This is a genomic window from Butyricicoccus sp. AM27-36, from assembly GCF_003480945.1.
Lineage (GTDB): Bacteria > Bacillota > Clostridia > Oscillospirales > Butyricicoccaceae > Agathobaculum > Agathobaculum butyriciproducens.
In genome coordinates this window covers 167,931-191,284 of the sequence record NZ_QUJR01000004.1, presented here as the reverse complement: position 1 = coordinate 191,284, position 23,354 = coordinate 167,931, and the positions used below count along the sequence as shown (strand labels likewise).

General features: G+C 56.1%; 24 protein-coding genes and 1 other RNA gene. 20 read left to right on the top strand and 5 right to left on the bottom strand.

What is annotated here, in order from left to right:
- The first annotated feature begins 4 nt into the window (after window positions 1-4).
- From DW724_RS07470 to rsmA, 18 genes are all read left to right on the top strand, one after another.
- Window positions 5-2,191 carry a RelA/SpoT family protein gene (locus DW724_RS07470; protein WP_110435252.1) on the top strand — a complete coding sequence of 729 codons (2,187 nt, stop codon included), beginning with the start codon at window positions 5-7 and terminating at the stop codon, window positions 2,189-2,191.
- A gap of 456 nt (window positions 2,192-2,647) precedes the next feature.
- Window positions 2,648-3,100, top strand: coding sequence for a D-aminoacyl-tRNA deacylase (dtd, locus tag DW724_RS07465; protein ID WP_118761116.1), 453 nt, complete (start codon window positions 2,648-2,650; stop codon window positions 3,098-3,100).
- Between the two features lie 176 nt (window positions 3,101-3,276).
- Window positions 3,277-3,909, top strand: a complete 633-nt coding sequence (locus DW724_RS07460) for an MBL fold metallo-hydrolase (protein ID WP_110435250.1) — start codon at window positions 3,277-3,279, stop codon at window positions 3,907-3,909.
- Window positions 3,906-5,375, top strand: coding sequence for a coproporphyrinogen dehydrogenase HemZ (gene hemZ / locus DW724_RS07455; protein WP_118761115.1), 1,470 nt, complete (start codon window positions 3,906-3,908; stop codon window positions 5,373-5,375). The genes DW724_RS07460 and hemZ overlap by 4 nt, the downstream gene beginning before the upstream one ends.
- A 46-nt stretch (window positions 5,376-5,421) precedes the next feature.
- Entirely contained in the window at window positions 5,422-6,345 is a 924-nt protein-coding gene (locus tag DW724_RS07450) for a uridine kinase family protein (RefSeq protein ID WP_118761114.1), read from the top strand.
- Between the two features lie 169 nt (window positions 6,346-6,514).
- Window positions 6,515-6,907 carry a zinc ribbon domain-containing protein gene (locus DW724_RS07445; RefSeq protein ID WP_117751371.1) on the top strand — a complete coding sequence of 131 codons (393 nt, stop codon included), beginning with the start codon at window positions 6,515-6,517 and terminating at the stop codon, window positions 6,905-6,907.
- An 84-nt stretch (window positions 6,908-6,991) separates the two neighbouring features.
- The gene (locus tag DW724_RS07440; RefSeq protein ID WP_158580236.1) at window positions 6,992-8,617 is read left to right on the top strand and encodes a putative polysaccharide biosynthesis protein; all 1,626 of its coding nucleotides are present in this window, start codon (window positions 6,992-6,994) and stop codon (window positions 8,615-8,617) included.
- Window positions 8,618-8,632: 15 nt separating this feature from the next.
- Window positions 8,633-9,430: a nucleoside triphosphate pyrophosphohydrolase gene (mazG, locus tag DW724_RS07435; RefSeq protein WP_118761112.1), complete on the top strand. Its 798-nt coding sequence runs from the start codon at window positions 8,633-8,635 to the stop codon at window positions 9,428-9,430.
- Between the two features lie 11 nt (window positions 9,431-9,441).
- Window positions 9,442-9,723: an HU family DNA-binding protein gene (locus tag DW724_RS07430; protein WP_118359743.1), complete on the top strand. Its 282-nt coding sequence runs from the start codon at window positions 9,442-9,444 to the stop codon at window positions 9,721-9,723.
- Complete coding sequence (locus DW724_RS07425; RefSeq protein WP_118285471.1) at window positions 9,720-9,965, top strand: RNA-binding S4 domain-containing protein; 246 nt, start codon at window positions 9,720-9,722, stop codon at window positions 9,963-9,965. Before DW724_RS07430 ends, DW724_RS07425 begins: the two co-directional genes overlap by 4 nt.
- 74 nt (window positions 9,966-10,039) lie before the next feature.
- The gene (gene yabP / locus DW724_RS07420) at window positions 10,040-10,324 is read left to right on the top strand and encodes a sporulation protein YabP (protein WP_110435242.1); all 285 of its coding nucleotides are present in this window, start codon (window positions 10,040-10,042) and stop codon (window positions 10,322-10,324) included.
- Between the two features lie 6 nt (window positions 10,325-10,330).
- Window positions 10,331-10,789, top strand: a complete 459-nt coding sequence (gene yabQ / locus DW724_RS07415) for a spore cortex biosynthesis protein YabQ (RefSeq protein ID WP_118761111.1) — start codon at window positions 10,331-10,333, stop codon at window positions 10,787-10,789.
- A 46-nt stretch (window positions 10,790-10,835) separates the two neighbouring features.
- Complete coding sequence (locus DW724_RS07410) at window positions 10,836-11,117, top strand: FtsB family cell division protein (RefSeq protein ID WP_110435240.1); 282 nt, start codon at window positions 10,836-10,838, stop codon at window positions 11,115-11,117.
- Between the two features lie 33 nt (window positions 11,118-11,150).
- Window positions 11,151-11,615: a S1 RNA-binding domain-containing protein gene (locus DW724_RS07405; RefSeq protein ID WP_110435239.1), complete on the top strand. Its 465-nt coding sequence runs from the start codon at window positions 11,151-11,153 to the stop codon at window positions 11,613-11,615.
- 360 nt (window positions 11,616-11,975) lie between these two features.
- A complete protein-coding gene (locus DW724_RS07400) occupies window positions 11,976-13,163 on the top strand; it encodes an amidohydrolase (RefSeq protein ID WP_118761110.1) in 1,188 nt (395 codons plus the stop codon).
- Window positions 13,160-14,002, top strand: a complete 843-nt coding sequence (locus DW724_RS07395) for a fumarate hydratase (RefSeq protein ID WP_110435236.1) — start codon at window positions 13,160-13,162, stop codon at window positions 14,000-14,002. Before DW724_RS07400 ends, DW724_RS07395 begins: the two co-directional genes overlap by 4 nt.
- 195 nt (window positions 14,003-14,197) lie before the next feature.
- Window positions 14,198-14,725: a ribosome hibernation-promoting factor, HPF/YfiA family gene (hpf, locus tag DW724_RS07390; RefSeq protein WP_118761109.1), complete on the top strand. Its 528-nt coding sequence runs from the start codon at window positions 14,198-14,200 to the stop codon at window positions 14,723-14,725.
- A 247-nt stretch (window positions 14,726-14,972) separates the two neighbouring features.
- Window positions 14,973-15,836 (top strand): 16S rRNA (adenine(1518)-N(6)/adenine(1519)-N(6))-dimethyltransferase RsmA, encoded by an 864-nt coding sequence (gene rsmA / locus DW724_RS07385; RefSeq protein ID WP_118761108.1) that lies wholly within the window; start codon window positions 14,973-14,975, stop codon window positions 15,834-15,836.
- 216 nt (window positions 15,837-16,052) lie between these two features.
- On the opposite strand, the gene DW724_RS07380 is transcribed toward rsmA, so the two are convergent.
- From DW724_RS07380 to DW724_RS07360, 5 genes are all read right to left on the bottom strand, one after another.
- Complete coding sequence (locus DW724_RS07380; RefSeq protein ID WP_118761107.1) at window positions 16,053-16,484, bottom strand: Lrp/AsnC family transcriptional regulator; 432 nt, start codon at window positions 16,482-16,484, stop codon at window positions 16,053-16,055.
- A 139-nt stretch (window positions 16,485-16,623) separates the two neighbouring features.
- On the bottom strand, window positions 16,624-17,037 hold the full coding sequence (locus DW724_RS07375) for a hypothetical protein (protein ID WP_118761106.1): 414 nt from the start codon (window positions 17,035-17,037) through the stop codon (window positions 16,624-16,626).
- Window positions 17,038-17,104: 67 nt separating this feature from the next.
- Window positions 17,105-19,120 carry a YgiQ family radical SAM protein gene (locus DW724_RS07370; protein ID WP_118761105.1) on the bottom strand — a complete coding sequence of 672 codons (2,016 nt, stop codon included), beginning with the start codon at window positions 19,118-19,120 and terminating at the stop codon, window positions 17,105-17,107.
- A gap of 405 nt (window positions 19,121-19,525) precedes the next feature.
- Complete coding sequence (locus DW724_RS07365; protein ID WP_110435230.1) at window positions 19,526-19,771, bottom strand: IreB family regulatory phosphoprotein; 246 nt, start codon at window positions 19,769-19,771, stop codon at window positions 19,526-19,528.
- A gap of 158 nt (window positions 19,772-19,929) precedes the next feature.
- Complete coding sequence (locus DW724_RS07360) at window positions 19,930-20,259, bottom strand: BofC C-terminal domain-containing protein (RefSeq protein WP_118728902.1); 330 nt, start codon at window positions 20,257-20,259, stop codon at window positions 19,930-19,932.
- Between the two features lie 349 nt (window positions 20,260-20,608).
- Here DW724_RS07360 and DW724_RS07355 point away from each other — a divergent pair, with 349 nt between their 5' ends.
- Both DW724_RS07355 and ffs read left to right on the top strand, forming a co-directional pair.
- Window positions 20,609-22,999 (top strand): transglycosylase domain-containing protein, encoded by a 2,391-nt coding sequence (locus DW724_RS07355; RefSeq protein WP_118761104.1) that lies wholly within the window; start codon window positions 20,609-20,611, stop codon window positions 22,997-22,999.
- A 55-nt stretch (window positions 23,000-23,054) separates the two neighbouring features.
- Window positions 23,055-23,321, top strand: an RNA gene (gene ffs, locus DW724_RS07350) — signal recognition particle sRNA large type.
- Window positions 23,322-23,354: the final 33 nt, after the last annotated feature.

Here is a 23,354-nt window from a genome sequence, read left to right as displayed (position 1 = left end):
ATCTATGCAAACGAAACTGGATTTTTTGATCGAACGCGTACAAAAACAAAACCCGCAGGCGAATATCAAGAAGATTCGCGCGGCATACGAATGTGCGGCCAAGGCACATGAGGGACAGAAGCGCCGCAACGGTGAGCCGTATATCATTCATCCGGTCGCTGTCGCTGAGATCGTTGTGGAGATGGGTCTGGATACGGATTCCATCTGTGCAGCGCTGCTGCATGACTGCATTGAGGACACCGAGTTCGGCTACAAGGAGATCGAAAACAAATTCGGCACGCCGGTCGCGGAGCTGGTGGACGGCGTAACCCGACTGGGCATGCTGCGCTACTCCAAGGAGCAGGAGCAGTTCGAGGACCTGCGAAAGATGTTCCTCGCCATGGCGAAGGATATCCGCGTTATCCTCATCAAGCTGGCCGACCGACTGCACAATGCGCGTACCTTCCAGTTCCTGCCCGAGCGCAAGCAGCGCGACAAGGCACTGGAAACCATGGAGATTTACGCGCCGATCGCGCACCGTCTCGGCATGAGCCGCATCAAGTGGGAGCTGGAGGATCTGTCGCTGAAGGTTCTCGATCCCATCGGCTACAACGAGATTGTGGAAGGCTTAAAGGCTCAGAGCGAGCAGCACGAGGAATTCCTGCAGGGCATTCAGGACCGCATCAGCACCAAGCTGAAGGAAGCGAACATCCACAACGCAATTTCGGCCCGCGTCAAGCATATTTACTCGATCTACCGCAAAATGTATGCCCAGCACAAGACCATCAACGAGATCTATGATATCTGCGCCGTGCGCGTCATTGTCGATACCGTGGCGGACTGCTACAACGTGCTCGGCTATGTCCACGACCTGTACAAGCCGATTCCGGGCCGCTTCAAGGACTATATCTCCACGCCGAAGCCGAACGGCTATCAGTCGCTGCATACGACGGTCATCGGCCGAGCGGGCATCCCGTTTGAGGTGCAGATTCGTACCGTAGAGATGCATAAAATGGCGGAATACGGTGTTGCGGCGCACTGGAAGTACAAGCAGGGTCTGGATAAGAAGGGCAACGAGGAAGCGTTCGCGTGGATTCGCCAGCTGCTTGAAGCCCAGCAGGACACCGAGGCCGAGGACTTTATCAAAAACATCAAGGTTGACCTGTTCGCGGACGAGGTATTCGTCTTTACGCCCAAGGGCGATGTGGTCAACATGCCGGCAGGTGCAACGCCGATCGACCTTGCGTATGCGATTCACTCGGCAGTCGGCAACCGCATGACCGGCTGCAAGCTGAACGGCCGTATCGCACCGATCGACAGCCAGCTGAAAAACGGCGATATTGTCGAGATCCTGACCTCCAAGGAGGCGCACGGTCCGAGCCGTGACTGGGTGAAGATCGTCAAGACCACCGAGGCGCGCAACAAGATCAAGCAGTGGTTCAAGAAGGAATGCCGCGAGGAAAATATCGTCAACGGCAAGGAGGATCTCGACCGCGAGCTGCGTGCCAACCTGCTGTATAACGGCTTCTATGAGAACGAAGAGGTGCAGAAGAACACGCTCAACAAGTTCTCGTTCAACACGGTCGATGAGCTGTACGCGGCCATCGGCTACGGCGGCATTATGCTGACCAAGGTCATCAATAAGGTTAAGGACGATGTCGGCAAGCTGCGCCGCCAGCGCGAGCAGGCAGAGCGTGCCGCACATCCGCAGAATGAGCAGCAGCAGCGCCGCCAGAATAAATCCAGCGACGGCGTTGTTGTCGAAGGCATTGATAACTGTCTGGTCAAGTTTGCCCGCTGCTGTACGCCGATTCCGGGCGACGAGATCGTCGGCTTTGTCACCCGCGGCTACGGTGTTTCCATCCATCGCCGCGACTGCGTGAATGTCCATATCGAGGAAGAACCCGACCGCTGGGTCCGTGCCTGGTGGGATGAGGATATGGCGGCCAATGCCGGTCATGTCAATAAGTTCTCTACAGGTCTGCAGATTTCCACGCGCAACCGTATCGGCGTGCTGAGCGATGTTACGCTGGCGTTTGCATCGAGTAAGATCAATGTGCATGAGATTTCCGCACGCGACCTCAACGACGGCTACGGCGTTATCAACGCCATGGTTGACGTCACGAGCGTCCATCAGCTGGATAATATGATCAGCCGCCTGCGTTCCATCAAGGGCGTCGTGGATGTCACCCGAACGGTTGATACGAATTGATAATTGATGATTGAGAATGGAAAATGAGACGCGGAAAGCGCTTGTGCCTGCGCGTTTCAGGCTCCCCTAAAAGGGGAGGCATTGGCTGGTGTAGAAGGTTTACAAAGGCTCGATGGGTCATCGAGCCCCACGATGTATCTAACTGGTATCATCAAAGGAGTTGCGCGGCACTGCTATGCCGCACCCAGCGTAGACCCCAATTGGATGTAGCAGTACGGTATCCGAAATGCGAATAAGTGGATACCATGCGGAAGAAAAAATCCTCTGCCGTTCCTTTCCTGCTTGCGAAGTCTACCATCTGCACTCAGGGTATCCCAAAAAGGAAACGGGAGTCCCAAGAGGGTAGAAACCATTGGTGTCTACCCTTTTGGAACCCCAGCCAAGGTTTGGCACCCATTCCAAATCAAAAAAATCAACAGATTAAATTCAAAACTTACTACGAAAAGAGGAAAAATAATGCGGGCACTGGTTCAGCGCGTCTCCCACGCGTCGGTGACGATCGACGGCAGGATTCACGGACAGATCGGACAGGGCTTCCTTGTCCTGCTCGGCATCACAGACGGTGATACCGTGGACGATGCGGTTTATCTGGCCGATAAAACGGTTAAAATGCGTGTATTCACGGACGAAAACGACAAAATGAACCGCTCGCTCGCGGATGTCGGCGGCGGCCTGCTCATCGTGTCGCAGTTCACGCTCTACGGTGACTGCCGCAAGGGCAACCGCCCGAGCTTCACGAGCGCTGCCCGTCCGGAGACCGCCATCCCGCTGTATGAAGCATTCATCGCGCGCTGCCGCGAGAGCGGCCTGCCGGTCGAGACCGGCGAGTTCGGCGCGGATATGAAGGTCGATCTATTGAATGACGGCCCGGTAACGCTGTGGATGGACACCAAGGACATGCGGCATTGACAAGATAAACCTGTTCCGCAGGGCGGGGCACTCCAGAGTGGCTTCTCTTGCCTATCGGCAATTCACCTTCTGCCCTCACCCTGCGAAATAAAACAATTTACACTGACTTACCACGGCGGGCTGAGGGCAGCCCGCCCTACGAAGAAGGCTTAAATGCCGAAGAAAGGGTATAACTGATGAAGTTAATGCAACTCTGTGTGGGCATGGTCCGCACGAATTGTTATATTGTATATGACGAAGCAACCCGCGAAGCCGCGGTGATCGATCCGGGCGACAATGCCAAGTCGATTTTGCACGCAGTAAACGAGGAACAGCTGAATGTCAGGTATGTGCTGCTGACGCACGCGCATTTTGACCACATTTTGGCGGCGCACGAGGTGCTCGAAGCCACCGGCGCACAGTATGTTGTGCCGGAGAAGGACACCTGGCTGCTGAGCCGCGACAACATGGGTCAGTTCCGCGGACTGGCACGCAATTATGTGCAGGATACGCCGGATATTCTGGCGAATGAGGGCACCGAGGTGACGTTCGGCGGTATGACCGCGACCTACATGGCAACGCCCGGTCACACGCCCGGCTCGTCCGTCATCAGGATCGGTGACTGCCTGTTCACCGGTGATACGCTGTTCCGTCACGAGTGCGGGCGCTGCGACCTTGAGGGCGGCGATTTCTCTGCCATGCTGCGCTCTTTGAAGCGTCTGCATGACCTTGACGGCGATTACAAGGTATTCCCCGGTCACGAGGGCATTTCTACGCTGAACGAGGAACGCGCATACAATCCATATATGCTGCAGGCGATGGGAAAATGATCTATACACTGGAAAATCATGAACTGAAACACGCGGTAGAGGAAATGCTGTTTCATCTGCTGCCGACCGAGACATTAACGCGTGTTGAGACGGTCGAGCAGATCACCGAGCCGTACTGCCGCAGCATTTTGACCGAGGAGAACGGCGAAGCCGCCGCGCGTGCGATCGTCTGTATGGATGGCGTGACACAGGAGGCCGAGAAACGCGCCTCCATCGCCGGACTGGCAACGCTGGACTACAAGCGCACCATCACCGAACTGGTGAAAACGACCGTGTACGACGCAGTCGTGCCGTTTCTGCCGCAGGCTCCGGTCTGGGGAAGCCTGACCGGCGTGCGTCCGGCCAAGCTGGCGCGCGGCATGATCGAGCGCGGCATGACGCGCGGCGAGGCGGCGGTCGAGCTGCGCGAGCACTTTCATGTTTCGCCGGAGCGCACGGCGCTGACCATCCGCGCGGCCGCAACCGCGATGGAGATGGACAAGACCATCGGTGAAAACGATATTTCGCTGTACGTCGGTATTCCGTTCTGTCCGTCGAGGTGCTATTACTGCTCGTTCGTATCGGCAACCACGGCGCAGTCCGGTAAACTCATCGAGCCGTATCTGGACACGCTCTGCCGCGAGATCGAGGAGACCGCCGCGCTCGTCCGCGCAGCGGGCAAGCGGGTGCAGAGCGTCTACATCGGCGGCGGTACACCGACCACGCTGGACGAGCATCAGCTGGCACGGCTGCTGTCGGCGCTCGAAAATCACTTTGATTTTTCACATTTGCGCGAATATACTGTGGAAGCGGGCCGTCCGGATACCATCACACCGGAAAAGCTGCGCGTGCTCAAAAGCGCGGGCGTTGGCCGCGTGAGCATCAACCCGCAGAGCATGAATGACGCCGTTCTGGCTGCAATCGGCAGAAAACACGGCTCGGCAGATGTGCTCCGCGCATTCGAGCAGGCACGGCAGGCCGGTTTTGACGAGATCAACATGGACCTTATCGCGGGTCTGACCGGCGACACCGCCGAGACTTTTGCACAGACTGTGGATACTTTGCTGCATCTTTCGCCGGAGAATATCACGGTGCATACGCTCGCCATCAAGCGCGGCGCTGATCTGACCGATAAGGCGGCTGCCGCCGCACAGCGCGAGACGGTTTCTCAAATGCTGGACGGTGCCGCACATGCGTTGCAGAACGCAGGCTACGGCCCGTATTATCTCTACCGGCAGAAATTTATGGCAGGCGGCTTCGAGAACGTCGGCTGGTGCAAGCCGGGCACCGAATGCTTCTACAACGTGAGCATGATGGAGGAGCTGCAGACCATTCTGTCGCTCGGTGCAGGCGGTGTTTCCAAGCGTGTCGTGCGCGAGACCGGCTGGATCGAGCGCGCGAACAATCCGAAATATCCGCTTGAGTACATTCAGGCGGCAGACAGACTGGCCAACGGCAAGAAAAAGCTGCTGTTCCCCAAGAAATAATCAGGATAGGGAAATGAGTGAGTAATTCCGTAAGAAGGGACTGTCTATGGCAGAATACACACTGAAATACATCAATCACCGCGCCGAATGCGACGCGGAAGCCTTTGTGAACGACTGCGAGGAGCACTATCATCGTCAGCTGCATCAAGTGGCTGACCAGATCGCCGCGAACTGCAAGCGCAAGCCGGTCGTGTTGCTCAATGGCCCATCCTCATCGGGCAAGACCACCACGAACGACCGTCTGGGCCGCATTCTCGAGCTGGCGGGCATTCACACGCACATGATCTCGATGGACGACTATTACCGTACCTCGGACACCTACGACATTCCGTTTGACGAGGAAAACGGCGTCAATGACCTCGAAAGTCCGGAGTGCATGGATCTGGATCTGCTCCGCGACCACCTGACGCGTCTGGTGGCAGGCGAGGAAATCATGGTGCCGCGCTTCGACTTTGAAACGCGTACCTCGCATCGCAACGACCGTCCGGTGCAGCTGCATAAGGACGAAATTGTGATGATCGAGGGCATTCACGCGTTCAATCCGGTCATCATGGGCGATCTGGAGAAGCATGCGACAAGCGTCTATCTTTCGGTGGCGAGTGTGCTGTTTACGGACCGCAACGTCCGCGTTGAGCCGCACATGCTGCGCTTTCTGCGCCGCGCCATGCGTGACAGCCTGTTCCGCAGCTCACCGGTGGAGTACACCTTAAAGCAGTGGAACTCGGTGCGGAGAGGCGAGAGACTGTATATTTCGCCGTACCGCGGGCAGGCTGATCTTACGGTGGACACCTATCTGCCGTACGAGACCAACATCCTCATGCAGTACCTGAGCGAAAAGCTGCAGGGCGAGGAGAAAATGCTCGAGCAGGCCGACCTTGCACCGCTCAGCGCGATTCTGGATAAGGTTTCGCCGATCGACTACAAGCCGTATATGCCGGAGGATTCGGTTCTGCATGAGTTTATCGGCTGAAAAGTGTCCGGATTCTTGCTTTTTGGCAGGGTATGAAGTATAATGGCAATACCACATAATTGAAACTGCGGCGTTTTGCGGAAATTTTCCGCAAATCGCCCTTGTTCCATTACGCAATATTACCATGAGACCGGAAACGGAGACATTCCGTCGGAAGGAGCGACAAGCTATGGATATGAAAATGCAGGCTTTTCTGGATAAGGTAAAGGACATGGCGGATAAGACCGGCAAGGTCTCCCGTCATGCGGCAGGCGTAGCCGGCAAAAAGGCGAACGACCTTGCACTGGCGACCCGCATCAACCTGCAGATTTTCGATCTGAATACCGAGTGCGAAGCACTGTACAAGGAAATCGGCAAGCTGGTGTACGATCTGCACCGCGGCGCAGAGGTCACCAACGAGGAAATGGACGAAAAGATGGCGCAGGTCGATGCCAAGCAGGAAAAGCTGGCCGCGCTGCGCGACAAGCTGGCGGAAATGCGCTCGGTAACGGCGTGCCCGCACTGCGGCAAACCGTGCGGCAAGGATGACGCATATTGCTCATCCTGCGGTGCAGAGCTGTAACATAATACGGTTTGATGCATCATATTGTAATATCGGGCAAGGGCAGCTATGCCCATTCTGATCAAAGGAAGGGGCGTACGGCGTTTGCAGCGTAAAAAACAGAATTTCATTCAGGGTGCGTTCATTTTGATGCTGGCCAGTCTGCTGGTCAAGGTGATTGGCGCATTCTTCCAGATACCGCTGCTCAACATGATCGGCGGCAAGGATTCGCCTGCGTTCGGCATGTTCAGCGCGGCGTACCGCGTGTACACGGCGATGCTGATGATCTCGACCGTCGGTGTTCCTGCGGCGCTGGCGAAAATGGTCGCAGAGGCCACAGCCCGCGGCAGAGAACATGAGGTGCGGCGTACCGTCCGTGTGGCGGGAAGCATTTTCATTCCGCTCGGCGCGGTCTGCTCGGTCGTGCTGTTCCTCGGCGCGGGCACGTTTGCATCCTGGATCAAGAGCGCGGATTCCCGGCTGGCGGTTATGGCCATCGCACCGAGTGTGCTGATGGTTGCTGTTCTGGCGGTGTTCCGCGGCTACTATCAGGGCCGCTCGAACATGGTGCCGACGGCGGTTTCGCAGGTGATCGAGTCACTCGGCAAGCTGTTTATCGGTCTTGGACTGGCGTATTACGCGGTTCAGCATAACTTTTCCGATCAGGCAGTCGCGGCAATGACCGTCCTCGGCGTTACCATCGGCGAGGTGGCTGCCGCTGTTTACATGCTCATTCAAGGTGCGATCACGCATCGCAGCAGCTCGGCGGTGCACGCGCTGGACGACAGCGTGCGTCCGGCGGGCCAGCTGGCGAAAACGCTGCTCAGTCTGTCCATTCCGATCACGATCAGCTCAGCGGTTATGAGTCTGACCGACCTGATCGACGTGGCGCTGATTTCCACGCGTCTGCAAAGTCCGGCGGTCGGCATGACGGCAAGAGAAGCAATGTCTACCTACGGCATTTACACCGGTCAGGCCATCAACTTCTTCAACCTGCCGCAGACGCTCATCACCGCACTGGCGGTCAGCGTGCTGCCGACCATCGCAAGCGCACGCGCAGCGGGCAACCATGCCAAGGTTTCCAAAACACTGGGTACCACGCTGCGCATGACGGTTATCATCACCCTGCCGGCCGGCGCGGGCTTCATCATGCTCGCCGGACCGATCCTGCGCATGCTGTACTCGCAGGGAACGGAGCTTGGCGGTGTGCTCATGGGTCTGCTCGGCTTTGCCGTACCGGCGGCGGCACTTGTGGCTGTTACCAACTCGACGCTGCAGGCGTTCGGCCGTATTGACCTACCGCTTGTCTCGATGTTTGCGGGCGCGGTTGTTAAAATGCTCGGCGACTATTTTCTCATCGGCAATCCGGCGCTGAATATCATGGGTGCGCCCATCAGTACGGCGCTCTGCTACTGGCTGATCGCGGTCATCAACCTGTTCCACATCAGGCGTCTGACGGGTTCGCTGCCGCCGATCGGAAAAACGGTCTGCCGTCCGCTGGCGGCCACCATCGGCATGAGTGCGGCGATTTTCATTGTGCAGCGCGTGCTGAACGGTGCGTTGAACGCGGCTCCCGGCACCATGCCTGACAAGCTGATCACGCTCGCGTGCATCGGTGTGGCGGTTGCCGTGTATGCCGTTCTGCTGCTCGCGCTCGGTGCAGTCGAGCGGGATGATGTTCTGCTGCTGCCCAAGGGCGAGAAAATCGCAGATATTTTACATCTAAAGTAATCAGGAAGTGCAAAAATGGTTGATTTTGAAATAAAGGATTGTTACAAGTTCGATGATCTGCTCCGCATTATGGAAATCCTGCGCGCGCCGGACGGCTGCATGTGGGACCGTGAGCAGGATCATCATTCTATCCGCCGCAACTTCATCGAGGAGACCTACGAGGTCTGTGAAGCCATCGACGACGAGGACACCGAGCATATGAAGGAAGAGCTTGGCGATGTTCTGCTGCAGGTGGTATTCCACACCCAGATGGAGAAGGAAAAGGGCACATTCGACATCGACGATGTGGCGGACGGCATCTGCAAAAAGCTGATCTTCCGTCATCCGCATATCTTCGGCAATGTCGAGGTCGGCTCGTCCGAGGAGGTCCTCAGGAACTGGGATGACCTCAAGCGCAAGGAGAAGCATCAGGAGACCGATACGCAGGCGCTCGAAAGCGTAGCAAAGAGCCTGCCGAGTCTGATCCGTGCAGAAAAGCTGCAGAAGAAGGCGGCAAAGGTCGGCTTTGACTGGGATAACGTGAAGGATGCACTTGACAAGGTGCAGGAGGAGCTTGACGAGGTCCGCCGTGCCATCGACGGCGACGGCGATCCGGAGGAGGAGATTGGCGACCTGCTGTTCGCGTCCGTCAACGTGGCGCGTCACCTGAAGATCGATCCGGAGGCTGCCGCCGAAAAGACCTGTAACAAGTTTGTCAGCCGCTTTGCGGAGATGGAGCGTCAGGCGACTGCCGCAGGCAAAAAGCTGGCTGACCTGTCCCTTTCCGAACTGGACGCACTGTGGGACAGCGCAAAGCATGAGGAACACGCATAAGGAGCAAAACCATGAAGAAAAGCGAACTGGTGACGCTGGTCGCAGAAAAGACCGGCTTTTCCAAGAAGGACACCGAAAAGACGATCGACACCGTGTTTACCGCCATTGCGGATATCATGGCAGCTGGTGACAGGCTGCAGATCAGCGGCTTCGGCACGTTTGAGACCAAGGAGCGCGCAGCACGCACGGGACACAATCCGCGTACCGGCGAGGAGATCAATATTGCAGCGGCGACCATGCCGGTGTTCAAGCCGGGCAAAGTTTTGAAGGATAAGGTAGACGGAAACAAGTGAGATTAGACAAGTATTTGAAGGTATCCCGCCTGATCAAGCGCCGCACGGTGGCGAATGATGCATGCGATGCAGCGCGCATCACGGTCAACGGCAAGCCGGCCAAGGCTTCATATCAGGTGAAGATCGGCGACGTGATCGAGATCGCATTCGGTCAGCGCACGATGAAGGTGGAAGTGCTGAATATCGCGGAGCATACGCTCAAGGCAGATGCGTCCGCGCTGTATAAGGAACTGCCGCTCTGAACAGGTGATAAAGTATCCCGCTCTCGCATATATTGCAGAGCGGGATACTTTTTTGCAGTCAGGAGGGGAGTTATATGGCACAGGAGGAACGAAGCCGTGAAATGCCGCACAGTGTCATTCTGGAGGGGAGAGAGAAGCTGACGATTTCCGGTGTGACCGACGTGCACAGCTTTGATGAGGAACAGGTGCTGCTCGAAACCGTGCGCGGCATGCTGGTCGTGCGCGGTCAGGGACTGCATGTAGAGCGGCTGCAGCTGGAGGCCGGAGAACTGATCATTCAGGGTGAGATCGGCCTGCTTGAGTACGACGACAGTGTGCAGCCGCGCGACAGCCTGTTCCGGCGGATCTTCGGCGGGTGAGCGGCCATGCCGGTGTTTACGAACAGCCAGCAGGTCACGCTCGTGCTGCAAAGCCTGCTGCTCGGTGTCGGGATCGGGGCGGTGTATGACATGCTGCGGGCACTGCGTCTGCATTTCCGGTGCGGATGGGCAGGGGTGGCGCTGCTCGATACGCTGTTCTGGGCGATCGTGCTGGCGGCCTTATTCGAGTTCGGGCTGATCGCGGCCGCCGGTCAGCCGCGCGGCTTTGTGCTCTTAACGGCGGCAGGTGGCGTGGAATTGTACCTTGCAGCACTGAGTGAAACTATGCTGGAAGTGCTTATGAGGCTCCTGCAGATGCTTGCGAAGCTGAGACGCGCCGTATACGGCCTGCGGGTGCACTGTCAAACGGTGGTAAAACAGCGGTGCAGTTCGGTAAAAATTCGGTTTTTGACGAAAAAATTTAAAAAAGACTCTTTTCTTTTTCGCAGAAAAGGTATAAAATAAAACCTGTATCAGTCTGACGCGCAAGCAAACGATATGAGGTGAGCAGATGACAAGGCGCACGCGGATGATCCTTATCAGGGCAGCGGTAGTGGTGTTTCTGCTTTACGCGGTCGTCAATGTGGTAAACCTGCGCACGCAGATCAAGAGCAAGCGGGATGAACTCGCGTCTCTGACGTTGCGGGTGGAGGAATATCAGAAGGCGAACGAGACGCTCCGGCAGGAAATGCAAAGCGGCATTTCCGAGGAGGATATCGGAGAGATGGCGCGGACAGAACTGGGCTATGCGGAACCGGGCGAGCGTATTTTTGTAGATACGTCCAGCCGGTAAAAGGGAAATAATAACGGAGGCAAAACAGCTTATATGGATTTGGCAGTGGGAGCAATCGTAGAGGGCAAGGTAACCGGCATCACCAAGTTTGGTGCATTCGTTGCGCTGCCCGAAGGCAAGTCGGGTATGGTGCATATTTCGGAGGTCGCTTCGACTTTCGTAAATGACATCAAGGATTTCCTGCAGGAGGGCCAGCAGGTCAAGGTAAAGATCATCAATATTGATCAGGCAGGCCGTATCAATCTGTCGATTAAGAAGGCGCAGCCGCAGGAGCCGCGTCAGCCGAGACAGGAGCGCCGTGAGGGCGGCTTTGCGCCGCGTCAGCCGCGTTTCCAGCGTTCGTCCGCACCGCGCGGACGTGTGCAGCAGGCACCGAAGGACCCGTCCACGATGAGCTTTGAGGATAAGCTGAAGGCGTTTATGTCGGACAGCGAAAGCCGTCAGGCCGATGTGCGCCACGCAACCGATCGAAAGAACGGTTCGCGCCGCCGCAGATAAAGAAGAAAACCGAGGGAAACCTCGGTTTTACTTTTATATGCCGGTGCACGAAGCGTCGGCAGGGCTTTTCGGCACTGGCTGTCCGGTGCACATGAACTGCGTAAGCGTGTTCGCCCCCTGACGGGCGGTGCGTTTTTCGCTGAGATTCAGCGGGAGTTTGCCTGCCCGGCATAGCTTGTGCTGGAAAAGTAACGAAATCCTGCTTTTATGCAAAAAAAGCGCGCTCTTCCTTGCGAAAGAGCGCCAAAAGTAGGATTGTGGGGATAAAGATATGAACGGTGCATGGCGGCTTTCCCAACCGCCATAATAAATATACCATAAATTACCACACTTGTCAACAGTTTTTGGAAGAGGTTTTCCATGAATCAAACACTGATCAAAAATATCAATATTTGGACGATGGACGAGCAGGATTCCCGCTTTTTTGGCTGGATTCTGCTCGAAAACAACAGGATTGCGTCCATGGGCGAAGGTGAACCGCCTACAATGTCCGTTATGATTGACGGAGATGTAATCGACGGCGAGGGCGGCGTGCTGACACCCGGCCTGATTGACATTCACTCGCACATCGGTCTGTACGAGGACGGCCTCGGCTTTGAGGGCGCGGACGGCAACGAGGATACCGATCCGGCGACGCCGCATCTGCGTGCACTGGACGGCGTCAACCCGTTCGACCGCAGCTTCCGCGAGGCACTTGAGGCCGGTGTGACGGCTGCCGCAGTCAGCCCGGGCAGCGCAAACCCCATCGGCGGACAGATTGCGCTGCTCAAGACGGCAGGCCGCCGTGTGGACGATATGATTCTCAAAGCGCCGCTGGCGATCAAGTTCGCGCTGGGCGAGAACCCGAAGTCGGTCTATCACGACAAGGACGAAACGCCGGTCACGCGCATGGCGACCGCGGGCATCATCCGCGAGGAGCTGTACAAGGCGAAGGAGTATTTCTCACGCAAGGCGCGCGCGGAGAACGACCCGGACCAGGACGAGCCGGATTTCGACATCAAGATGGAAGCGCTGCAGCCGCTTCTCTGGGGCAAGGCTGAGGCACATTTTCACGCGCACCGTGCGGATGACATTTTCACTGCGCTGCGTATTGCGAAGGAGTTCGGTCTGCGGGCGGTTATCATTCACGGCACGGAGGCGCATCTTGTGGCCGACCTGCTGGCCGAGGAGCACGTTCCGGTGGTCAGCGGCCCGTACATGACCGACCGTTCCAAGCCGGAGATCCGCAACCTGTCGGATGCCGCGCCCGGACTGCTGTGCAAGGCCGGAATCGAAACCGCCATTACGGTCGATCACCCGGAAATTCCGCTGCGGCTGCTGCCGATGGCGCTTATGCTGGCGGTGCGCGCGGGTATGGATAAAACGGATGCGCTGCGCGCTGTCACTTCGGTACCCGCGAAAATTGCGGGCATGCAGGACAGAATCGGCAGCCTGAAAACCGGTCTGGATGCAGACTGTGTGCTGTGGAGCGGCGATCCGCTGGATATTGCAACTCAGGTGCAGGCTGTTTTTGTAAACGGCGCACCGGAATATAGGAGGACAAAATGAGGACGATTGAGGTTTCGGAAGTAACCAAGCTGGTGCGTCAGCTGTGCATTGATGCCAACTACTATTTGCCCGCAGATCTGCGGCAGGCGTTCGTGGATGGTCAGAACGCGGAGGAGTCTCCGCTCGGCAAGACCATCTTCGGTGAAATGATCGCCAACTGCGACCTTGCACGCGAGAACAACGTGCCGGTCTGTCAGGATACGGGCATGGCGATCGTGTTCGCGGAGATCGGTCAGGACGTGCATCTGACCGGCGGCTCGTTCGAGGATGCAGTCACCGAGGGTGTCCGCCGCGGCTACATTGACGGCTATCTGCGCCTGTCGGTGGTCGGTGATCCGCTGCGCCGCGAAAACACCAACGACAACACGCCGTGTATCCTGTACACCTCGGTCGTTCCGGGTGACAAGGTGAAGATCACGGTGGCACCGAAGGGCTTCGGCTCGGAGAATATGACCCAGATGAAGATGTTCACGCCTGCCGCTACCAAGGCGCAGATTGTGGATTTTATCGCGGATGCGTGCATCCATGCGGGCTCCAACCCGTGCCCGCCGATCGTTATCGGTGTCGGTCTGGGCGGCACGAGCGATAAGGCGGCATATCTCGCCAAGCGTGCGCTGCTGCGTCCGGTCGATCAGCACAACGCCGATCCGCTGTACGCCGAGATGGAGCAGCAGATTCTCGATAAGGTCAACGCATCCGGTGTCGGCCCGCAGGGACTCGGCGGCACGGTTACCGCTCTTGCGTGCGCCATTGAGCCGTTCGGCACGCATATCGCCGGTCTGCCGTGCGTGGTTAATATTTCCTGCCATGTTACCCGTCACGCAGAGGGCGAGCTGTAAGCAACCTTGACAAGAGATTGTAAAACATCTTGGGAAATATGCTGAACAAATTGTGAACTTCTGAAAAATTGTTGGACAAGTTGCATAGGTTGTGCTATACTGAAGATAGCAAAAACCCAATACCGTTTCCGCCACACCACGGCGGCCGCGGATAAAGCCATCAAAGGCGGTTTACGCCTGTTAGGAGATGATTTTATGATGTTCACTATCGTCGAAAGAAAAATCAAGATCGAGGACGAGCTGCGCCAGTACGCACTGCGTAAGGTAGAAAAGCTGGATCGCTACTTCCAGCAGGATTCGGATACCACGCTTACATTCAGCGAGCTGCGCGGCAAGCAGACGGTCGAGATCACGGTGCGTCAGGTTGGTCTGGTTGTCCGCGCCGAGGAAACGACGACTGATATGTATGCTTCCGTAGACGGTGCCATCAGCAGTATCGAGCGCCAGATCCGCAAGCATAAGACCCGTCTGGAGAAGCGCCTGCGTGAGGGCGCATTCGACAAGATGGCAGAGCAGAAGGCCGCACTGACCGAGGAGGATTTCGATGTAGTACGCCGCAAGCGCTTCGACGTAAAGCCGATGAGCGTGGACGAGGCTATCCTGCAGATGAACCTGCTTGACCACCAGTTCTACTTCTTCCGCAACGCCGACAACGACAATATCCACGCCGTTGTTTACAAGCGTGCGGCAGGCGGTTACGGTCTGATCGAGGGCGAGGAATAATTCGTTGAAAAGCACGCTTTTCAACGAGTAGAATATGCCGAACAATGTTCGGACATATCCAAAGAGAAAATCAGCGCGTCGCTATGCGGCACACTGATTTCCTCACTTGTATAAAAACCGTGATACATGCTCCCGGTTTTTATGGATTTTATAAATAAAATCCGATTAAAAATGCACTGCGTGCAAAATACATAAAAGAGCCGGCGGCATATGCCGCCGGCTTTTTTGAGCCACAGGGAGAAAATAAATGAATTTATGTGATATTGAGACAATCCGAGCGGTTCTGGGCCGTCATGGCTTCCATTTTTCCAAATCGCTCGGACAGAACTTTCTGACGGACGAAAGCGTGCCGCGCCGCATTGCGGAGATGAGCGGCGCGGCCGAGTGCGGCAACGCGATTGAGGTCGGCCCGGGCATGGGCTGCCTGTCGGCGGAGCTGTGCCGGCGCGCGGATAAGGTCGTAGCGGTCGAGCTGGACCGTGCCCTCATGCCGGTTCTGGCAGAGACGCTCGCGGATTACGATAACTTCGAGGTCGTGCACGGCGATGTGCTCGAAACCGACCTTGCCGCGCTCTGCAAGGAGAAATTCGGTGACGAAAAGGCGATCGCGTGCGCCAATCTGCCGTATTACATCACCACACCGGCGATTACGGCGCTGCTTGAGAGCGGCGCGTTCGAGCAGGTGACGGTCATGGTGCAGAAGGAGGTCGCGCAGCGCATCTGTGCAGAGCCGGGCACGGCGGCGTACTCGGCGTTCTCGATTTATGTGCAGTACCACGCCAAGGCGGAAATTTTGTTTGATGTTCCGGCGGACTGCTTTGTGCCCAGACCCAAGGTGGATTCGGCGGTGCTCAAGCTCGTGCCGCTCGACAAGCCGGCGGTTGAGACCAAGGACGAAAAGCTGTTCTTTGCCCTCGTGCGCGCAGCCTTCAATATGCGTAGAAAGACGCTCGTGAACGCGCTCGGTCCGGTGCTCGGCTCGTCGATGAGCAAGGAAGAGATCACCGCACTCGTAGAAGCAGCCGGTCTGGATGCCCGCGTTCGCGGTGAGCGGCTCAGCCTCGCGGAGTATGCGAAACTGGCAGATCTCGCGGCGGAAAAGCTGCAGTAAATTTTGATTTGTGGGTTTAATCAACCTGTACAGGCTATCGTAGGGGCGGACCAGTGTGTCCGCCCTTTTCCGTGGTTGGCGATCGGTTAGATTAGGGCGCACACATTAGTGCGCCCCTACGGAACGTGTGCCGTTTACCGGCTATACCTAATGTCATACTCAAACCTATCCCCACCCTGTGGACAAAAGAAAAAGCCTGCACACGCAGGCTTTTTCTCATACCACAATGGCTCTCGGCGGCACCGGCGAGGAAAACACGATCTGTGTTTCGGTCTTGCCGAATTTCTGCAGACGTCCGATAAAGCCGTCCAGCTCCTGCGTCGAGGCGAACGACACCTTGATCAGCATGGAGTAGTTTCCGGTCACGCAGTTGCACTCGAGCACATTCGAGCACGAAGCAATGAACGGATAAAATTCCTCTTTCTGGGTGGGCTGCATATCCAGATGAATGTACGCGAGAATGTGATGGCCAAGCTGCAGCGGGTCCAGATCGAGCGTATACGCACGAATAACACCCTGTTTTTCCAGCCGCTCAATACGCGCGGAAACCGCAGGGGAGGAAAGGCGAACCTCACCTGCAAGGGCCTTGATGGGGGTGCGGGCATTCTTCTGCAGCAGCCGCAAGAGCTTCAGATCAATTTCGTCCATGGGGCAAATAGCCCTCCTTATCCTAAAAATAAAAACAGGAGTCCGACCCGCCTTCGCGGGACGAACTCCTTTGTTCACTGTTTATTATAAAGCACGACCGGGTTGTTGTCAAATAAAATAAGGCTTCGAACAAAAGTTTTTATACATCCGAGTCGGTGATAGGCTTGAACACGATCCACTGGTTATCAATCAGCACCTCGATATGGTCGTCTATGCGCTGATAGCCGTAGCCCGTGCCGAAGTTGGACTGGCCGTTCTCGGTGGGCGCGTCCGTGCCGTTCGCCGTCTGCGAGGTGATCTCGCCGTCCATGTTGCCGCAGCGGCCATCGACCGTGCTGACCTCACCGGTAGACTGATACAGCGTGTTATCCACCATCACCATCATGGGTGCATCCGCGACCGGCTTCTGCTCGGTGGTATCCGGCAGGGCAGCTGCGTCATCCGTGCTCTGGCTGCCGATTTCGGCTTCTGTGGTTTTCGGCTCAGCATTGCCGCAGCCGGTCAGCAGCAGCGCCAGAAGTGCAAGAAGCATTGCTAAAGTACGTTTTTTCATAAAAAACACCGCCTTTCGTAACTCTGATAGTATAGACGAAAGACGGCGTAAAAAGTTCCGTATAAAATTATTTTTTCTTTTTCGGTTTTGCCCAGCCGGATTTTTTACCCTGATTCGGCTTGCCCTGTGCCGGACGTGAAGCCGGTCGTTTGCCGTTCGGTGCACTGTGCTTGCCGTTATTAGGCGCAGAATGACGGCGGTCGTTATTCTGCTGTCTGCCGCCGTTGGACACGCCGTGGCGGCTAACGCTGTGCTGCTTGCTGCCCGGCATGCGCTGGTCGCTGCCTCTGCCCGGACGAATGAGACATTCCCTGCCAAAGCCGATGAGATCCTCGCGGTGCGCCTTTTTGAGCGCGGCAATGACGATCGGGCGCTTGTCCGGTCGGCGCCACTGCAGCAGCGCACGCTGCATCGCCTTGTCCTCGGGCGTTTTCGCCACGAAAACCGGCTTCATGGTGCGCGGATCAATCTCGGTGTAGTACATCGCGGTGGACAGCGTACCCGGCGTGGGATAAAAATCCTGCACCTGCTCGGGCATGTAGCCGACGCGGTTGAGATACTGCGCGAGCATGATGGCGTCATCAAGCGTTGCACCCGGATGCGAGCTCATCAGATAGGGCACAAGATACTGCTTGCGGCCAAGCTTTTCGTTGATGCGGGCATACCGCTCGCGGAACTGCTCGTACACCTTGAAGGACGGCTTGCCCATGTAGTACAGGGCGTTGTCGCTCATGTGCTCCGGCGCGACCTTCAGCTGACCGGAAATATGATGCTCGACCAGTTCGCGGAAGAACGCATCGTTCTTCTCGGCCATCATGTAGTCGTAGCGCAGACCGGAGCGCACGAACACCTTTTTCACGCCCTCGATGCGGCGCAGCTCACGCAGCAGTTCGAGGTAATCCGTGTGGTCGGCTTCGATGTTCTGACAGGTGGTGGGGAACAGGCAGCGCTTGTCCTTGCAGCAGCCGTATTTCTCCTGCTTTTTGCAGGCCGGAAAGCGGAAATTCGCGGTCGGGCCGCCGACATCGTGGATGTATCCCTTGAATCCGGGCATTTGGGTGATCTTTTTTGCTTCCTCGATCACGCTCTCGTGGCTGCGTACTTGAATGTACCGTCCCTGATGGAACGCCAGCGCGCAGAAGTTGCACGCGCCGAAGCAGCCGCGGTTGTGGATGATGGAGAACTGCACCTCCTGAATGGCGGGCACGCCGCCGAGCGCTTCGTAGGACGGATGATAAGTTCGCATATACGGCAGCGCATAAACGTGGTCCATCTCCTCTGTGGTCAGCGGCTTCGCGGGCGGGTTCTGCACGAGGATGCGTTTGCCGTGCCGCTGGAGGATGGCCTTGCCGCGCACCGCATCCTGCTCATCGTACTGGATTTTGACCGAACGGGCGTAGTCCGGCTTGCTGGCGCAGACATCTTCATACGAGGGACATTCGACCGCATCATACTCCAGATCGTCCGTATTATGCACCATATAGGCCGTGCCGCGGACTCCCTTGCACGCGTCTGCGCCCTTTTTGCCGTGCTTGAGGTTGTTTGCCAGCTCAACGACCGAGTGCTCGCTCATGCCGAACATCACGCCGTCCGCGCCGGTGGATTCCAGAATGGACGGCATAACGCGGTCAGCCCAGTAATCATAGTGCGCAAATCGGCGCAGACTGGCTTCAATGCCGCCGAGATAGACCGGCGTTTCCGGGAAGGCGCGCCGCGCAAGCATGGAATAGACGGTTACCGCACGGTCCGGCCGCTTGCCGCCCACACCGCCCGGCGTGTACGCATCGTCCGAGCGGCGCTTTTTCGCCGAGGTGTAGTGCGCGACCATCGAGTCGATGTTGCCGCCGTTGATGAGCACCGCATAGCGCGGACGGCCCATCTCGAGGAAGTCGTGCTCATCGCGGAAGTCCGGCTGACTGAGGATAGCGACCTTGTAGCCGGCATCCTCCAGCACGCGTGAAATGATCGCCGTGCCGAACGACGGATGATCAACGTACGCATCGCCGGTGACGATGAGAAAATCGCAGTAATACCATCCGCGGTCGGTCATATCTTGTTTGGAAATAGGGAGAAAACCGTTCATATATACCTCTTTGGCTTTACAAGGTGAAAATTATAGGTTACAATAAAAATACGGGTAATCCGGCAAAAGATGTTGAAGACGGTTGACCATACTCCCTGAAGGGAGGTGGTATTGTGGATCAGATTCTGCAGATTATTACATTGATCATTCTGCTTGAAATCGTTAAAACCATAAAAAAATAACCGTCCTCGGCCAAAGGTAACGGTTATTTTTTCAACAAAATAATTGAAGCCAGGTCAACCGTCTTCTGCCGGATTGCCCTTTTCTATCTATAAGTATAGCAAATCTGCGGTAAAAGTCAAGCCGCAGAGAACGGAAATGTTTTGCAAAATAAAAAATAACCGTCCTCGCCAAAGGTAACGGTTATTTTTTCGCAAATAAGGTATACGGTTATTCTGCAAAAACTCAGTTATCCAGATAGAACTGAACCAGCTCCTGCATGAGTTCGTCGCGGTCGATCTTGCAGATCAGGCTGCGGGCATTGTTGTGGTTGGTTATGTAAGTCGGGTCCTCAGAGAGAAGATAGCCGACGATCTGGTTGATCGGGTTGTAGCCTTTCTCCTTGAGCGCGTCATACACAGTGGTAAGCGTGCGCTTCATCTCCTTGTTGGACTCGTCTACCAGACTGAATTTTCTCGTTCCGTCAAGCATATTTGGTCTCCTTTCCGATCCTACCTGTCGGTGTTTATCGTTACTTAAAGCATAATACAAAAAGCGGAAAAAGTAAAGCCTTATCCGCGCAAAACTCGTATGAAAACTTTTTCCGCCTGTGGCATACACTGTATGGCGATGGAAAAGGAGACGGTGTTTTACGAGCTGTAATTTTCCAGCAGCCGCGCCAACTCCTCTGCATTATCGAGTGTAATGCCGTCCGCAAGTGCCTGCTGCTCGGCAGATGGCAGCGTGCGCGTGTCGATGCCTGTGCGCAGGACCGAGCCGTCGCTCTGCCGGATGACAAGCCGGTCGTTTTCGCTCTGCACCGTATAGGTAATCGATGCGCTCGCCGGAACGGCCGGCGAAGCCAGAAGCGCACGTCCGGCCAGTACCAGACTGATCATTGCCGCAAGACACGCCAGCGCGGCGAGCTGTGTGCGCCGCCGCGCCTGCTGCATAGCAAGCAGATAAAAACCCTGCATCATAGTCAAAACTCCTTCACTCAGTGGGACTTGCTTTGAGTATTCCCACAAAAATATGGTCTATTCTAAAAGCAGCGTAAAAAATGTTTGGAATTTGCAAAGTCCTGTGGTATAATGCTATCAGAGTGCCTATTACCTCGGCAGTAAGCTGCCGGAAGAAAATCGGCACAGGCAGCTATTGTACAATTCATTTAGCCTTATAAGACGGTAATACCGATGAATTTTACGGTATTGCCAACAATACACGGTGCTTCAAAAAAACAAGACCGTGTGCGGGAACAAATAGGACGTGTTCTTCGTCTTACCCGACAGGACCCTGCGGTGCATATCGTAGGGCAAGGAGGAAAACAAATTGGCAACTGGCAATCAAAAAGGAACGGGAATCGGACATCTGTTCTCCCGCATACTGATTACACTGGTATTGATCGGTGTGCTGTGCGGCTGCTTCTGCGGTATTGCGTTTGCGCTGTATGTACACATCTATATCAATCCGTCCGCGCAGGAAACTGCGGTGGAGATCAGCAAGGGACTGGGTCTGAATCTGAATTCATTCATCTATGCTAAGGAATCGGATTCCGATGAATACAAGCTGTACGAAACCATCAAGGGCAAAGAAAACCGTGAATGGGTGGACAGCGACAAGATTCCGGATACTCTCAAGAACGCAGTCGTTGCAATCGAGGACGAGCGCTTTTACAAGCACCACGGTGTAGACTGGGTGCGCACGATCGGTGCGGTCAAGGGCTGGCTGCTCGGCGGCACGCAGTACGGCGGCTCGACGATAACGCAGCAGCTGATCAAAAACATCACGGCTGATAACGATTACTCGGTAAAGCGCAAGGTAAACGAGATTTTCCGCGCGTTTGCACTCGAGAAAGAGATTGACGACAAGGACCGTATTCTGGTCATGTACCTGAACACGATCTATCTGGGCTACAACAGCTACGGTGTGCAGACTGCGGCGATGCAGTACTTTGACAAGGATGTATCGCAGCTGGATCTGGCAGAATCCGCCGTGCTGGCAGGTCTTACCAACAACCCGTCGATTTACGACGTTTATAACCATCCCGAAAAGGTAAAGAAGCGTCAGGAGACCATCCTTGCACAGATGCTCGATCAGAAGATGATCTCGCAGGAGGAGTACGAGGCTGCCGTAGCAGAGGAGCTTAACTACCGCCCCTACGAGGAGTATCAGCAGGAGATCAAGTCCACCTACAGCTACTTCACCGATGAAGTTATCAAGGACGTGATCAACGACCTGATGACCGAAAAGGGATATTCCCGTCTGGTTGCGGAGAACATGGTTTACTCCGGCGGTCTGAACATCTATGCGACCATCGACACCAAGGTGCAGAATGCACTTGATGAGGTCTGGGCTAACGCAGATAATTTCCCGAACACCGAGAAGTACGGAGAAATCCCGCAGAGTGCCATGGTCATCACGGACAAGCAGGGCAATATCGTTGGTATTGCCGGCGGCCGCGGTGAAAAGACCAGCAGCCGCGGTTTCTCCTATGCGTCTGACGCACGCCGTCAGCCGGGTTCTTCGCTCAAGCCGCTCTCGGCTTACGGACCGGCGATGGATAACGGCATCGTCACGCCGGACAGCACGATTTATGATCGTGCGCTCATGGAGGATGAGGAAGGCAATCCGTGGCCGATGAACGACGGCAAATATCCGACCGGCCGTCAGCTGACCATTAAGGAGGGCATGACCCGTTCGCTCAATACGGTCTCTGCACAGCTTCTCAAAACGCTGACACCGCAGGTATCGTTTAACTTTTTGACCCAGCAGCTTGGCTTTAAGCTGGTAGACAGCCGCACCAACGAGGATGGTACCGTGCAGTCGGATATCGACCTTGCACCGTTGGCGCTTGGCGCACTGACGGACGGTGTTACCGTTCGTGAGATGGCGGGCGGTTTCTCGACCTTCATCAATGATGGCGTTTGCGGCGGTACCCGCACCTACACCAAGGTGACGGACAGCGAAGGCAACACCGTAATGGAGAATACACCCAACACGGATAAGGGCTTTACCAATGTCCGCACGGATTATTATATGCTCGACTGTCTGCAGAACGTTACCGCACACGGTACCGCCTACGGCATTCAGCTTGACGGTGTAGAAACCGGCGGCAAGACCGGTACCACCACCTCCAATACCGATATCTGGTTCTGCGGCATCACGCCAAAGTATTCCGGTGCGGTATGGGTAGGCTACGAGCATAACTACCGTCTGGACGGCCTGTACGGCCGCAATGCGGCGAATATCTGGCTGGCTGTTATGCAGAAGGTGCATGCAGGTGATTCCGGTCTGGTATTTGACTCGCATCCGCAGGATTTCGAGGAAGTCACCTACTGTATGGATACCGGTCTGCTGGCATCCGGCGCGTGCCGCGCTGCGGGACGTGCTGCAACCGGCCGATTCTGGAAGGGCAAGGTTCCGACCGAGACCTGCAGTCATCAGAATATCGAAAACAAGTATGATTTCGAGAACATGGGCGTAGATAATTATTACTACGATGATGAAGAAGATGACAGTGATTCGGACAGCAGCTCTTCGGATACCGACACCGGCAATGAGGATTCCGGTGACGGCGGATCGTATGACAGCGGCGACAGCGGCGATTCCGGTGACGACAGCGGAGACGGCGGTGACAGCGGAGACGATTCGGGAGACAGCAGCGATTCCGGTGGCGACAGCGGAGACAGCGGTGACAGCTCGGAGGATCCGGAAGCATAAAGCCGAATTGTTCGGCACAAACTGAAAACTGAAAATCGTTCAGCGCCGCACAAGGCCGCACAAGTCGGGGCGTTAGCGGTGCCTTGAACCCGCAATCCGCTTCAGCGGGGACTATGCGGGTAACAAGGAGCACACATGCGGCGAGGCAGCCACTCACAGGGCGATGAGGGACCGGTACTGCGCAACGGAGGACTGTGAACCATGTCAGGCGGGGAACCGAGCAGCATTAAGCAGAAACCATCGTGTGCCGCAGATCTGCCGATTCTGAGCCCGAAATGCGGAAAGGCAGCCGGGTGTGTGTATTCGAATTACCTGTGTGCGGTCTTGTGGGGCGCTGAACGAATCTCGATCGAAA

Bases quoted from the DNA above. Each gene is read 5' to 3' on its own strand.
- DW724_RS07470 (WP_110435252.1), top strand. From the start codon at position 5: ATGCAAACGAAACTGGATTTTTTGATCGAACGCGTACAAAAACAAAAC.
- dtd (WP_118761116.1), top strand. From the start codon at position 2,648: ATGCGGGCACTGGTTCAGCGCGTCTCCCACGCGTCGGTGACGATCGAC.
- DW724_RS07460 (WP_110435250.1), top strand. From the start codon at position 3,277: ATGAAGTTAATGCAACTCTGTGTGGGCATGGTCCGCACGAATTGTTAT.
- hemZ (WP_118761115.1), top strand. From the start codon at position 3,906: ATGATCTATACACTGGAAAATCATGAACTGAAACACGCGGTAGAGGAA.
- DW724_RS07450 (WP_118761114.1), top strand. From the start codon at position 5,422: ATGGCAGAATACACACTGAAATACATCAATCACCGCGCCGAATGCGAC.
- DW724_RS07445 (WP_117751371.1), top strand. From the start codon at position 6,515: ATGGATATGAAAATGCAGGCTTTTCTGGATAAGGTAAAGGACATGGCG.
- mazG (WP_118761112.1), top strand. From the start codon at position 8,633: ATGGTTGATTTTGAAATAAAGGATTGTTACAAGTTCGATGATCTGCTC.
- DW724_RS07430 (WP_118359743.1), top strand. From the start codon at position 9,442: ATGAAGAAAAGCGAACTGGTGACGCTGGTCGCAGAAAAGACCGGCTTT.
- yabP (WP_110435242.1), top strand. From the start codon at position 10,040: ATGGCACAGGAGGAACGAAGCCGTGAAATGCCGCACAGTGTCATTCTG.
- yabQ (WP_118761111.1), top strand. From the start codon at position 10,331: ATGCCGGTGTTTACGAACAGCCAGCAGGTCACGCTCGTGCTGCAAAGC.
- DW724_RS07410 (WP_110435240.1), top strand. From the start codon at position 10,836: ATGACAAGGCGCACGCGGATGATCCTTATCAGGGCAGCGGTAGTGGTG.
- DW724_RS07405 (WP_110435239.1), top strand. From the start codon at position 11,151: ATGGATTTGGCAGTGGGAGCAATCGTAGAGGGCAAGGTAACCGGCATC.
- DW724_RS07400 (WP_118761110.1), top strand. From the start codon at position 11,976: ATGAATCAAACACTGATCAAAAATATCAATATTTGGACGATGGACGAG.
- DW724_RS07395 (WP_110435236.1), top strand. From the start codon at position 13,160: ATGAGGACGATTGAGGTTTCGGAAGTAACCAAGCTGGTGCGTCAGCTG.
- hpf (WP_118761109.1), top strand. From the start codon at position 14,198: ATGATGTTCACTATCGTCGAAAGAAAAATCAAGATCGAGGACGAGCTG.
- rsmA (WP_118761108.1), top strand. From the start codon at position 14,973: ATGAATTTATGTGATATTGAGACAATCCGAGCGGTTCTGGGCCGTCAT.
- DW724_RS07380 (WP_118761107.1), bottom strand. From the start codon at position 16,484: ATGGACGAAATTGATCTGAAGCTCTTGCGGCTGCTGCAGAAGAATGCC.
- DW724_RS07375 (WP_118761106.1), bottom strand. From the start codon at position 17,037: ATGAAAAAACGTACTTTAGCAATGCTTCTTGCACTTCTGGCGCTGCTG.
- DW724_RS07370 (WP_118761105.1), bottom strand. From the start codon at position 19,120: ATGAACGGTTTTCTCCCTATTTCCAAACAAGATATGACCGACCGCGGA.
- DW724_RS07365 (WP_110435230.1), bottom strand. From the start codon at position 19,771: ATGCTTGACGGAACGAGAAAATTCAGTCTGGTAGACGAGTCCAACAAG.
- DW724_RS07360 (WP_118728902.1), bottom strand. From the start codon at position 20,259: ATGATGCAGGGTTTTTATCTGCTTGCTATGCAGCAGGCGCGGCGGCGC.